Origin of the sequence: Clostridium kluyveri, from assembly GCF_001902295.1 — a bacterium.
Taxonomy (GTDB): Bacteria; Bacillota; Clostridia; order Clostridiales; family Clostridiaceae; genus Clostridium_B; species Clostridium_B kluyveri_B.
The window spans coordinates 2,314,108-2,326,936 of sequence record NZ_CP018335.1 but is presented as its reverse complement, the minus strand read 5'-3'; the positions used below and the strand labels follow the sequence as shown (position 1 = coordinate 2,326,936).

Sequence of the window (12,829 nt, the reverse complement as noted above, 5' to 3'; positions counted from 1 at the left end):
GATGTGCTTTAAGTTATATTAGCCTCTTCATTGAATATTTCACGGCTGCTTATGTCCTTGTAAGCTCCCGTATTTACTACACTTTCAGGATTTTGTTCTAGGGCTTCTTTTTTAGCCATAGATTCATCCAATCTATTTTTTGCCTCTGTTAGCTGATCTTTAATAGGGGACATTATTTCGAGATAAATCAGCATTAATTTCATTTTTTTCTGTTTTTGAACTTCTTCCAGTTTTTTTTCATATTTCTCATATTGTTTTTTTAACAACTCATAGTAAGCTTTATCTTTATTGATTTGATTTTGATATTCATCTGATTGAGAACTAAATGCAAAACTTTTATGATAGGCTGATATGTTTTTTAACAGGGTATTAAAAACTTTTTTTCCTGCAAAATCAGAAATTTTACCTGATTTTAGTAAGTTCTCCGTCATAGTATAGGCTTTGTTTATGGCATTTGCTGTGTCTTCTGTGGACCAATTGCCGGGAACTGGATTGTATGTGCCATCTGAGGAGTATTCTCTAACATGATCTTTGAATTTAGGTAATTCCTTTAAAAAATTATGGATTTCTTTTATGTCATTGTAGTTGATATTTTCAATATTTGTAACTGATTCATTACCGGAAAGTTTTATTTTAATATTATATTCCAGATTATTTAAGATGTCTGAATCCTTATTTTGAAAGGCTTGTCTTACTATAGAAATGGCTTTGTCAGCCAGGGAAAGTAGGTTGTCTTTAAAGGCTTCTGCATCAAATTTATTATCATTTGAAGTATTTCCATAGCTCCATTTTGTAGAAGCATAGTCAAAAAAATATTGAAAGTCATTAGTTACACTTTGAGCCGCAGTGTTAATGGCATCATTATAGGCTTTATCTAAAATAGCTATTTTTTCATCTGATTCTTCTGGAGAAAATTGTTCCATAATTTCTTTTCTTATTGTTGAATAATTTAAAGCATATTTTTCTATAAAGTCGGCATCTACAGAGTTTTCAGATATAAATGTATTTCCACTGTTGTGTATATTTTCCGTGGCTTGTGCAGTAGACTTATTTTCCGTATTATTTTCTGCTCCTGTTAATTTTTGCATGTATTCATATTGTAATTTTGCATCGTCGGATATGTAGCCTATATCATGTAGTAAATTATTATTTAATTTTGCAGATAAATCTTCAATTGGTTTTAATGATGATGTTTTATTTCTAACGTGATTATTGCTAATTATGTTAGAAAAGTTGATAACTCCATTTTTAAACGTAATCAAAGTTATAATCCCCCTTATAAAGTAATTATTAGTAATATCGTCATTATGGAAGATAACTTTAACACTGTGGTAACTGGGAATCACATGCTTCTGCTATCTTGTGGGAATATCTTCTTAATTTATATATTTAATTAATTTAAATGGCAAAATGTATAAAAATTAGGTATCTATTATAAATAATTCATGTTATGTACGGAAAATCCTTATTAATTATGATATAATATTTAGTATGATTTAAATTAGCATAAATTGTTGAAATAAGGAGATTGGATATGAAAGCTTTATGTTTTTCGAAAGTGCAGGAAGCTGTTAAATTCATGGGAGAGGCTGATGAAGATAAGGGAATTGTCTTATTTTCCTCTGTGGATAATATAAAAGAATTATCTAAAAATGTTTATAAAGATATCATACTCTGTTCAACTGCAGGAGAATATACATATAGAGGATATACAGATGGGGTGATTATCGGTTTTCAATATAATAAAAAAGAGGTAGAGATGGTAGAGATCTCATACCCACCCATATTAAGTATAAATGAGCTTAAAAAGGCCTATGAAAATGTAAGGGGTAATAAAAATGCATTTATGCTGCTGTTGTGTGATGGACTGAAGGGAATTGAAGAAAGTATTTTAAGTACTTTTTATTTTATAGAATCTAATTTTAAAATTATAGGCGGTAGTGCAGGAGATAATGAGAAATTCAAAGAGACTTATATTTATATGGGAAATAAAAGGGTTATGAATATTGCCTTGTTTTTTAACCTGAAGAGAAGGACGGATATTATCAAGGAAAATATATATGTAAAAACGGATAAAATATTGAGAGTTACTGAAGCCGATGTGGTAAAAAGAAGGGTAGTGACTTTTAATAATAATCCTGCAAGTACGGAATATGCTCGTGCAGTGGGAGTAAGTGAAAATAGACTTCCAGAATATTTTATGAGCAACCCTCTTGGAAAATTATATGAAGATGATATACTTATTGCTTCTCCCATGAAAGTAAATGAAGATAAGTCTATTACATTTTATAGTGAACTTATGATAAATACATTTGTATATCTTTTAAAACCTGTGGAGCCTATGGGTGTATTGAGAGAAACATTAAAAAATGTATCTTTTAAACCTTCTTTTGTATTTTCTATAAATTGTATATTTAGAAAATTGTTATTTATTAAAGACAGCATATGGAAAGATTTCGATAGGGAAATGACTTCATTTTGTAGAAATACTGCCGGATTTATAAGTTATGGGGAACAATATTATAAGAAACATTTAAACCAAACTATGGTAATGCTGTTGGTGGAATAGGGGTGATTAAGCATATGACAGGAAGTTTTAATAGGAAGATACATCCCAAAAATATTGATGAAGATAATACAAAGTACATATTCCCATATATAACTCAGGTATTTGAATTAAATAAAGAAATAGAAAAAGAAACTAATAGTATAATAAAAGAAGAGGAAATATCTACATCTAACATAGACATGCTTTTAAATGAATCGGGATATACGGAACGTCAGATAAAAAAAGTTGAGGAACATCTTCAGGATTTAGCCCAAAGCAGTAAAAATACTAATGATTTGATAGAAAAACTTTTTAAAAGTTCCATTAAAGAATCGGAAAAGGTCAGCAATGTAAAAGAGCAAAATGCCCTTATGGATGGAGAAATGAATATTATAGAGAAAATGTTTAATGAGTTTATAATTTTGTGTGATAAATTAAAGACACAGTATGAAAGTATTGAACAATTTACAAATGTTATTTCAAGTGTAGCAAAACAAACAAAATTACTTTCATTGAATGCATCTATAGAAGCTTCAAGGGCAGGAGAATATGGAAGAGGTTTTTCTATTGTCGCAGATGAAATAAAAAAACTATCTGTTAATTCTCAGGAAAATGTAAAAGATATAATAAACTCTTTAAAAGGTATGACAGAAATTATAGAACAGCTCAGCATAAAGTCAAAGGAAGGAATGGACAAAGTCTCCAGCGCAGTTCAGGGTATTAAAAAATCAGATGTATTGATGGATGGTATTGTATTGTCACAGGGGGAATTTTTAAAACATTTTAATGATGTAAAAAGCTCTCAGAAGAATAATTTAAGTGATGTAGAAAAGATAAACCATGAACTTACCAATATCATTAAAAAATCTAATAATGATAAAGGTCAATTTGAAGGGTTAATTATTGGTTCTCAAAAGAAGGCGGATTACATTTTAAATATTTTACATCACCTTAACCAGATTAGAATTTTGTGGGGAAAATATGTTTCAAAAAATTAATAGAATAAAAATTGGACAGAAATGTATTAAAAAATATATTTTCTGTCCAATGTGTTTTAACAATGTATATGTATGATTTTTAGAACATTCTAAATTTATACCACATCTTCAATGGATTTTAACTGTTCAGATGTAAATATATTGTGTCTGTCTAGTACTGCTATCAATAGGAAGGTGCAAAGACATACCAGCCATTCCATAAATATTACATGAGGGAATATCCTAAATGAAGGCACTATTTGCCATACAAATAAAACTATTATGCTTACTAAAGTAGTGTAAAAAGCAGAGCTTTTTCTGCATAGTTTAGGACAGAATATGGTAAATAAGAATACTATTGTAAAGGCAGTGCAGAGACTCAAACCTATAGAAATAGTTTTTAATATACCCGACATGGACGAAGCCAATACAAAAGTAAATACTCCAAGCACAATAACTGATACCTTATTTATTATAAGATATTTTTTGTCATCTACTTTTGGATTTATGGATTTTTTGTATATATCCTGTGAAAATAGTGTAGACGCTCCCAATAACAAATTACAAGCAGTAGATACATCTGCAGCCCAAAGTGCTGCAAGAGTTATGCCTGCCGCTACAGGATTTAGTGACAATATCATCTTAGGCAGTGCTAAAGTTGCACTTACATCTGGAAAAGCCACCTTGGCTGACATACCTATAAGGGCACATAAGAATCCTATGGGAATCATACATAGTCCACCTATTATAAATCCTTTTTTTGCAGTTTTAGAGTCCTTAGCTGCAAAAGCTATCTGTACAGGTCCCTGCATGGACATGACCTGAGTCAGCATAATTAAAAACCAACTTAAAATTATCCATATACCAGTACCCTGGGTGAAGCTGAAATAAGGTACATTTTGTGGCAGGTTTAATCTTATATTTTCAAATCCGCCGGTGGATATTACAGCTAATATGGTACAGAGTATAACTCCTGCATATTTTAAAGGTACATTAAATAAATTGCATAATCCTGCAGACCACATTCCGCCCATAAAAGTTATACCTATAAATACACAGGCACTAACTACCATACCAGATTTTAATGTAAATACTCCAGGTAAAAGTGAAGATAAAATGGAACCGCCGGCAATATACTGAAGTGACACAACTACTATAAGAATAATCATCTGACATATAACGCAGATAAATCTTCCTTTTTCATCATAGAACTTTCCAAAAAGCTCCGGTACCGTGGATACATTGAAATTTCTATATTTTTCAGCAGTAACAAGTCCCATAACTATAGCTGCAAATCCCCAGGCCACAGTGTACCATCCTGCAGCAAGACCTATACCATAGGCCTGTTCTGCAACACCTATGGTGGAAGCACCCCCAATGGCAAGACCTATAAGTGAGCAGGCTATAAGAGGAGTTGAAAGTTCTCTACCTGCTAGGGTATAACTTTCTCCCTCTTTGGATACTCTTCGTTTGGCAAAGGAACTTATTACAAAGAGCATTGCTATATAAAGTATAATAATTATTAATGATGCACTCATTTTTTACCCCCTGTTTATTTTAATTTACAGTTTAGAGCCGATAATTTTAGATTACTTATAGAAAAATCCATATTTAAATTTAAGTATTTACCTGGCTGTAGTTATATTTTTATCTTCCCCCCTTTAAAGCATTAAAGTAAATGCCGCAATTTATAGGATTTCTGTTTTTAAACTTAATTTGTGTGTAAATTAAGTTTAAATTCAGGAATCCTGTATCTTTTTAAATTACTATCTATATAATATATAGATATAATAATTTTTATAAGTTATACGAATATAAATATATAGATAAAAATCATATATTATACTATAATATAGTTTACATTATAGTTGAAAATTCTTATAAATACAAGTGTAAAGTGGGTATTAAAACTTTATATAGAGTTAAGAATTTCACACGTATATAATATATAATATATATTGTAATAAAAATTTTAATTTTATTTGTAAAGGGAGGCATTACAATGATAAAAATATTGGATAATGGAGAAGTAGATTTAGATTTATTAGAAGTGGAGGATGTTATAGATATAAATATATTGCAAAAGTTTCAGGATAACTTTGCTGATGGTATGAATATTGCAAGTGTAACAGTAGATAAGAATGGAAAGCCTGTAACAAAACCTAGTTCCTACACTAATTTTTGTTTGGATCTTACCCAGTCCACTTCTGCAGGAGAGGCACGCTGTGCAGAGTCTCATAAAAGAGGAGGAGAAGAGGCTACAAGACTTGGAAAGCCTTATGTTTATACCTGTCATGCAGGGTTGATTGATTTTGCTGCACCTATAATGATAAAAGGCAAAACCATAGGAACCATATTAGGTGGACAAGTTATGTATTCACATCCAGGAGAATCACGTTTTAGGGATACTGCCGCTGAAATAGGGGTGAATGCGGATAAGTACGTAGAGGCTTCAAATCATGTTTACAAGGTAGATGAAAAAAATGTAAAGGCAGCATCTGAAGTGCTGTATGTAGTTGCTAATGCTCTTTGTAAAATAGGATATGAATCTATCTTAGTGGGAACGGTTGCGTCAAATCTTTCTGAAAACTTTGAACAAATTTCAGCTACCATGGAAGAATTAGCAGCATCCTCTGTAGATGTAAGTAGTAACCAGAAAGTTTTAAATGAGGAAATTACCAGAGTTAAAAGTATTTCTTTAGAAATAAACAGTGTATTAAATGCTATAAAAAATATAGCAGAGCAGACCAAAATGCTTGGTTTAAATGCGGCTATAGAAGCAGCTAGAGCCGGGGAATTAGGGAGAGGATTTGGAGTTGTAGCCAGTGAAATAAGAAAATTATCCGAAGATTCAAAGCAGACAGCTTCTACCATAGTAGATCTCACTAAAAAAATACAAGAATCAGTGGATAACACTATTGAAACCTCTAATTCTACTCTTGAAACTACGGAACAGCAAACAGCGGCAATACAGGAGATTACATCTAGTGTTCAACAAGTTTCCGAAATGTCAGATACTTTAAGTGAAATGGCAAATTCAAAAATATAAAGCAACGATCACTGCTTACTTATTTTTCAATATATAGGATAAATATTTATAATTTATACTATCTTGAAAGTGGAATAACTGGAATATCCCTGTTAATAGAACATATATCATATATAGAACCGGCAATTACCCAATGGGTTGGAAATATAGCATTATTTTTTGTGGGTCTTTTGCTGTTGAATAAAAAATTTATGATGAGAACTGTTTTTTGGTCCTCTTGTATTACCCTTATTTATATACTACAAGAGTAAAGTTGAAGGGAAAATAAAAAATAGATGGCATATTTCTATAAAATGGGTTTAGGTACCCATTTTTTTATATTTGGGCATATTTTTTTGTTATTGAGACATACTATTTTCAGAATCATATGATCTGGAGGTGAATTATGGAAAAAAAGCATAAGGGATTATCTGTGCTGCAACTTACAATGATGGCCCTTGGAACTATAATTGGAGGTTCTTTTTTTCTGGGTTCTTCTGTGGCTATTCATGCTCTGGGTCCTTTTATAATTATTTCCTATATATTAGGAGGAATTTTAGTGTATTTTATTCTTTCCGCACTTTCAGAAATGACAGTGGCAGATCCGTCACCCGGTTCTTTTTTCACGTTTACCAGAAAGGCCTTTGGTTCAAGAGCTGGATTTACTGTGGGATGGGTATACTGGACTGGTATGGTTCTTGCTATGTCAAGTGAAGCTGCAGCTGTATCTATTTTGATTCGCAGATGGTTTCCTGCCATATCCATGTCTTTTTTAGGAAGTATAATTATCATTATAATTACACTGCTTAATTTGTTAGGTGCTGATAAGTTAAGTAAGCTGGAAAGTGGTCTTGCTGCTGTTAAATTGCTTGCAGTGGTATCTTTTATAATTATGGCCCTATTTTTAATTACAGGTCTTTTAAGGCTGAATACAGGTGCAGCGGAGATTAAAAGTGTAAAACTTTCTTTTTTGCTTCCAGGAGGAATAAAAAGTATTGCAGGAAGTATGCTTACGGTTATGTTTGCCTATGCAGGATTTGAAATAATAGGCCTGGCAGCTTCAGAGACCGATAATCCAAAAGAGACTATTCCAAGGGCCATAAAATATACTGTGTCAAGTCTTGTGATTCTTTACATAGCTTCCATCTATGCAGTTCTTTTGTTAATTCCTACTGATGTTCTTGGTGAAAATGTAAGCCCTATGGTAGCTGCACTTAATAGATGGGGAATGAACTGGGCCGGAAATGTGATAAATATAGTAATGATTATAGCAATACTCTCTACAATGCTGGCGGCTATGTTTGGCATAGGAAGGATGATTCGCTCCCTTGCAGATGAAGCTTATGCTCCTAGGTGGCTAAAGGATAACACCAATATTCCCTACAAAGGTATGGTGTTTTCTGGTGCAGCTATGTTTTTAGGATTGATGATGGGACTTTTATTTCCGAGGGTGTATTTATTTTTAGTGAGTTGTGGAGGATTTTCTCTGCTTTTTACATATGTAATGATTGTAGCTTCACAAATTCGACTGCGTAAAAATCATGTGTATATTATAGAAAAGAAACAGCACAGCTATATTTCATGGATTACTGTTATAAGTCTTATTGCTATTATTTTAAGCATGCCTTTTATTCCCGGCCAGGCATCAGGTCTCATAGCAGGTATTATAATCATTGCCTTTTATTCAGCAGCATACACAATTATGAAATATTACATAAAAATAAAAAAACACGGTGAATTGAAGGATAAATTTAATACAAAAGAACGTAAAACTGGTTTTCTTATGGAACTTTCTAAAGAATTTATTGAGAGAAGAAAAGTTTTTAAAGGGGATAAGAAAAAATATGATAAATGAAGTATTAAAAAATTTCAAGGCTAATGGCTTTAGAGCCATTAGCCTCGTTAGTTCAATTAGATATTATCTTTTTATTTATAATTGTTTCTAAATGTTTTACAGGAAGTACTATCATTATTGCAATACATATTGCACCTTCAACAGCTATGAATATGCCATTTAAAGTGAGAGAATAAATTGCAGGAGACATTCCTTTGGGTGCAAAGCTTCCGAAAAAGATTACTCCAGATATAAAGTGACATATAAATCTTCCCAAAATAGCTAAAAATGTACCTGCAATTTTTCTGTTCCTAAAATATCCTGCTATACCTAAGGCCATAAATGGCAGAGGGTAGTCAAATATAACTTGTATAGGATGAAGTATGTATGGATCTAGTATTAAGGTTATAATTCCATATAAAAATCCAGTAATAAAACCAACTTCCGGGCCATAAAGCAAAGCCATAAGAAGTATAGGTACCATGCTTCCCAAGGTTACACTTCCACCTTGAGGGAGATGATATATTCTAAATATTTTAAGTATGGTAGCCAGTGCCAGTGCTATACCTATTTGAGTGACAAGTTGCGTAGTAAATTTAACATTTTTAACTTTCGCCCAGAACAGTATAAAGATAATAACGGCGATTAATGCAAAAATAGAAGTTGGGTGAGATAAAATCTCTGTAAAATTTTTTATTAAAGACATTAAAAACCTCCTTACTCAGCTAAGGTGCTAAAAGAGCCGCATTCCATGGGAATACGACTCATTATTTTTCTAAAAATCCGCTTCCCTACGCTGGTGTTATCCAGATCAGGTAGAAGGGTTAACAACTGGTGTTTCTCAGCCACAAGGCACCCCTAGCATTAAGTATTTAATTATTATATAATCATTATAATATATAATATGCCATATTTCAATTACATAAATAGGGCAATGTAATAATTATAGTTTGAAGTAAATTTTGGAGGTGGCTTTATGGATAAAAATATTTTATGGGTAAATGACAAAAAGATAGAAAGGACTATTGAGGCATTGAAAAAGAACAACATAAATGGGTTTTATGTGAAAGATAGACAGGAATTTTTCAGTAAAATAGAGCAGTTGGTGAAAAAAGATTCTGTGGTGAGTTGTGGAGGGTCTGCTACCTTAGAGCAAACCGGTATACTGGAATATCTAAGAGGCGGCAGGTATAAGTTTTTAGACAGGGCAGCAGAGGGCGTAACTCCAGAACAAAAAAAGCAGATACACAGAGAAACTTTTTTTGCAGATGCATTTTTTACTAGTGTTAATGCCCTAACTGAAGAAGGAGAACTGTTTAACGTAGATGGTACAGGCAATAGAGTAGCAGCTATGCTCTTTGGGCCTGATAAGGTTATTGTAGTCTGTGGAGTGAATAAAATTGTAAAAAACCTGGAAGAAGCTGTAGAGAGAAATAAGAGAGTGTCTGCTCCTGCCAATGCCAGGAGACTCAATTGCAATACACCCTGTACCACCACAGGCCGTTGTATGGATTGCAGCAGCAAAAGTAGAATATGTAACGAGTATACCTTAATAAGGAACCAACTTGATGATTCCAGGATTCATGTATTTATATTTAATGAAGATTTAGGATATTAAATTTATCTGGAGGATGCAATTAGCTAATGTTCCAAGCTTCTTAAACCACCTGAAATACCGCAGTGTTCATATATATTTGAATACTGCGGTATTTCTAGTTATAGCAGCAAATCAAGTGACTCAGAGGTTCAGTGGGATAAATATTTCAATAACTTTAGGGAATTATAAATATAAATTCGATTTTAAAAGGTGATAGTTATGAATAAATTCAAGGTTGTCTTGCACATTGCTGTAGTTATAATATTTATTGTGTGTTTTTTAGGTACAAGTGGAATGCTTGTAGAAAATATGGAAATACCAGTAGGAGTAGGAGCTGATATAGAAAAGAGTTCTAATGATATATCTTATAATATACCCCTTTTGGTATATTCCTTTGAAAATGTAAATCAAGTAATGAGCACTACTATTACTGGAAGTAATGGTAATTTAGGACAGACGATTCAAAATAGACAATTAAAAGAGGGAAAAAAATCAACTTTAGGACTTAATAGAGTGTTTTTATTTAGTGAAGAAACTGCAATGTTTGGGATAAAAAATTTTTTAGATATATGGGTAAAGAATCAAGCTACAAATGACAGAGCGTTATGCGCAGTATGTAAGGGAAATGCTAAAGACATATTCAAATATAAAACTAAAGAGTACTCTAATGCTGCGGAATATATTGAAGGAATGATAAAAAATCTGCGTGAATACAACTTTTTTTCTATGCAGTACACTGCTATGGATTTAATAGTTAGAGTAGATGCTGAGGGAAGAAATGTATTATTACCCTATATAGAGCTAAAGGATGATACCATAGAAACTACAGGGCTTGCCATATTCAAAGGAGATGTTATGGTGGGAAAAGCAGATATGAATGAAACAAGGATAATTAATATTTTGAAGGAAAACAGAGTTAGGGGGATATTGACATTACAAAAAGATTCAAAACATTATATTAATTGTTATGCATATTCAAAAAGAAAAGTTAAATGTTATAGAGAAGATGGAAAATATAAATTTATAATATATTTAGATATACAAGGGAACATGGTGTCCAATGAATTATACAGTAATTTATGTTCAAATTCTCAGCTATTAAAAAGATATGAAGCAGATATGAAAAATTTTGTAGAAAAAAAAGCTAATGAAGCTATAAAAAATATTAAATGTAAGTATAAAACTGATGTTCTAGATTTGGGTAAAATTGCAATATCAAAATACGGAAGAGGTACCGGTACGGATTGGGATAAAGTGGTATGCGATTCTGAAATACAGATTAATGTGAAATTCAAGGTAAATACTGAAGGCAGGGGAGATTATTAATATATATCAGTTTAATTATAAAATACTTTTTAAATCCAGGGATTTTAATGATTATATTAGAATTTGTGTCACACGTAAATAAAATTTTACGTGTGACTAAATAATTATTAAACAGTTATTTTAATTTAAATAGATGTTAATTTTATTTTGTACAGTTAACTCCTAAATTACTAAGTGCTGAATAATCAAAGTTTCCACAATCGTAGTTTACTCCATTAACATTTATACAATTAGAAGACGTGGTACAGTTTTTAGAATCTTTGCAATTAGTAGAGTCTGTACAATTAGTAGGATCTGTACAATTATTTGATGCCGTTGAAGGGCATGAAGATTGACAGAGTAGGGATATATTTTTTGCATCGGATGCATGAACACTTGTGGCAATTCCTGTATTTAATAATAATGGTGCTGCAAGTATTAAAGCTGAAAGCAATTTGTGTTTAAATCTTAACATTTTTAATTCCTCCTAATTTCTATTATCATAATAATTTTAATTTGTTTTTCACCTTTAGATTTCATTTTCAGAAATTTAGGTTTATCTATGGTTGTTATATTAACAGTATTTTTAGGGTGTATCATTATTAAGTTAATGGATTTAAAGGTGTAAAAATGCTTTAAAACAAATTTAATCATTATATATAATAAGCTGTTAAGGAAATTTAATTATATATACACTAATTATGGTAATGTATTTTTTGGAATATATACAATACAATAGAAAATGACTATAAAAATAGCCTTATTTTATAAGTGTATGAAACATAGTAATATACAATGATAAACATGAATATATGTGGAGCCCAATTATAAAAATACAAATAATCACATATCTAAAATGAAATACAAATTTTTCCATCCGATTTAAAACATACACTTTTTTAAAAAATGTAAGAATACTATTGGTATAATTAACATATTTTATACCTAAAAGCCATTTTGCAGAAATTAAGAGAAAATTTTTTAAGAAAAGAACAACTATGAAGGGATTCATTTCATAAGATTTAAATTTTATGCTGCCTTTTTAGTAGTATGCACTGAATTTATAAATCTGCCAAAAACCCAAAATCTATATCCTAAAAAATTAACCCCTTGAGCTAATACCATAGAAATAATTTTTGCTAAAAGAGAATTGAAAGAACTATCCATTAATATACTTAATCCTATTAAGCTGATACTCAAAGAAGCAGAGTTAACTGTGATAAATTGAATAATTTCCTTTAGTGTTTTCTTTTTTACTTTTGTATCCTTAAAAGTCCAGAATTTATTTAGAATGTAGCTGTTTAAGGTACCGCCACCATAAGAAACTATCTGACTTATAATATAGTTAACACCAAACAGACTATTTAATATACAAAACAGTATAAAATCAATCATAGTGTTTAAACCGCCCACACAACTGAATTTTGTAATATGTCTAAATTTTTTACTATTCACAAAGGTATTATAGATATTTTTAACAATAGTCATATATATTTCACCTCTCCTAAATTTATATATTTAAATAATAACAGGAGAATGT

12 protein-coding genes and 1 riboswitch are annotated in these 12,829 nt (G+C 31.1%); of the genes, 7 read left to right on the top strand and 5 right to left on the bottom strand.

The window, feature by feature from the left end; all coding sequences use genetic code 11:
* Positions 1-8 precede the first annotated feature (8 nt).
* A complete protein-coding gene (locus BS101_RS11150) occupies positions 9-1,262 on the bottom strand; it encodes a hypothetical protein (RefSeq protein WP_242951242.1) in 1,254 nt (417 codons plus the stop codon).
* 272 nt (positions 1,263-1,534) lie between these two features.
* Here BS101_RS11150 and BS101_RS11145 point away from each other — a divergent pair, with 272 nt between their 5' ends.
* Together BS101_RS11145 and BS101_RS11140 are read left to right on the top strand one after the other, a co-directional pair.
* Positions 1,535-2,569 (top strand): FIST signal transduction protein, encoded by a 1,035-nt coding sequence (locus BS101_RS11145; protein WP_073538893.1) that lies wholly within the window; start codon positions 1,535-1,537, stop codon positions 2,567-2,569.
* Between the two features lie 2 nt (positions 2,570-2,571).
* Positions 2,572-3,546, top strand: coding sequence for a methyl-accepting chemotaxis protein (locus BS101_RS11140; RefSeq protein WP_242951241.1), 975 nt, complete (start codon positions 2,572-2,574; stop codon positions 3,544-3,546).
* A gap of 95 nt (positions 3,547-3,641) precedes the next feature.
* On the opposite strand, the gene BS101_RS11135 is transcribed toward BS101_RS11140, so the two are convergent.
* A complete protein-coding gene (locus BS101_RS11135; RefSeq protein ID WP_073538892.1) occupies positions 3,642-5,063 on the bottom strand; it encodes a sodium:solute symporter family protein in 1,422 nt (473 codons plus the stop codon).
* A 464-nt stretch (positions 5,064-5,527) separates the two neighbouring features.
* On the opposite strand from BS101_RS11135, the gene BS101_RS11130 reads away from it, so the two are divergent.
* The 3 genes from BS101_RS11130 (at position 5,528) to BS101_RS11120 (ending at position 8,408) form a co-directional block, all read left to right on the top strand.
* The gene (locus BS101_RS11130) at positions 5,528-6,574 is read left to right on the top strand and encodes a PocR ligand-binding domain-containing protein (RefSeq protein WP_073538891.1); all 1,047 of its coding nucleotides are present in this window, start codon (positions 5,528-5,530) and stop codon (positions 6,572-6,574) included.
* Positions 6,571-6,825 (top strand): YitT family protein, encoded by a 255-nt coding sequence (locus BS101_RS24380; protein WP_347472936.1) that lies wholly within the window; start codon positions 6,571-6,573, stop codon positions 6,823-6,825. Before BS101_RS11130 ends, BS101_RS24380 begins: the two co-directional genes overlap by 4 nt.
* 134 nt (positions 6,826-6,959) lie before the next feature.
* Positions 6,960-8,408, top strand: a complete 1,449-nt coding sequence (locus BS101_RS11120) for an amino acid permease (RefSeq protein ID WP_073538890.1) — start codon at positions 6,960-6,962, stop codon at positions 8,406-8,408.
* A 52-nt stretch (positions 8,409-8,460) separates the two neighbouring features.
* Here the strand turns inward: BS101_RS11120 and thiT are convergent, their stop codons facing one another.
* Positions 8,461-9,093, bottom strand: a complete 633-nt coding sequence (thiT, locus tag BS101_RS11115) for an energy-coupled thiamine transporter ThiT (protein WP_073538889.1) — start codon at positions 9,091-9,093, stop codon at positions 8,461-8,463.
* A gap of 65 nt (positions 9,094-9,158) precedes the next feature.
* A riboswitch (TPP riboswitch) is annotated at positions 9,159-9,257 on the bottom strand.
* Between the two features lie 106 nt (positions 9,258-9,363).
* Between thiT and BS101_RS11110 the strand changes: the two genes are divergently transcribed.
* Both BS101_RS11110 and BS101_RS11105 read left to right on the top strand, forming a co-directional pair.
* A complete protein-coding gene (locus tag BS101_RS11110; RefSeq protein WP_073538888.1) occupies positions 9,364-10,005 on the top strand; it encodes a lactate utilization protein in 642 nt (213 codons plus the stop codon).
* Between the two features lie 198 nt (positions 10,006-10,203).
* A complete protein-coding gene (locus tag BS101_RS11105) occupies positions 10,204-11,310 on the top strand; it encodes a Ger(x)C family spore germination C-terminal domain-containing protein (protein ID WP_073538887.1) in 1,107 nt (368 codons plus the stop codon).
* 142 nt (positions 11,311-11,452) lie between these two features.
* Here BS101_RS11105 and BS101_RS11100 read toward each other — a convergent pair whose 3' ends face one another.
* Positions 11,453-11,764, bottom strand: coding sequence for a hypothetical protein (locus BS101_RS11100; protein ID WP_073538886.1), 312 nt, complete (start codon positions 11,762-11,764; stop codon positions 11,453-11,455).
* 554 nt (positions 11,765-12,318) lie between these two features.
* A complete protein-coding gene (locus BS101_RS11095) occupies positions 12,319-12,777 on the bottom strand; it encodes a GtrA family protein (RefSeq protein WP_073538885.1) in 459 nt (152 codons plus the stop codon).
* Positions 12,778-12,829: the final 52 nt, after the last annotated feature.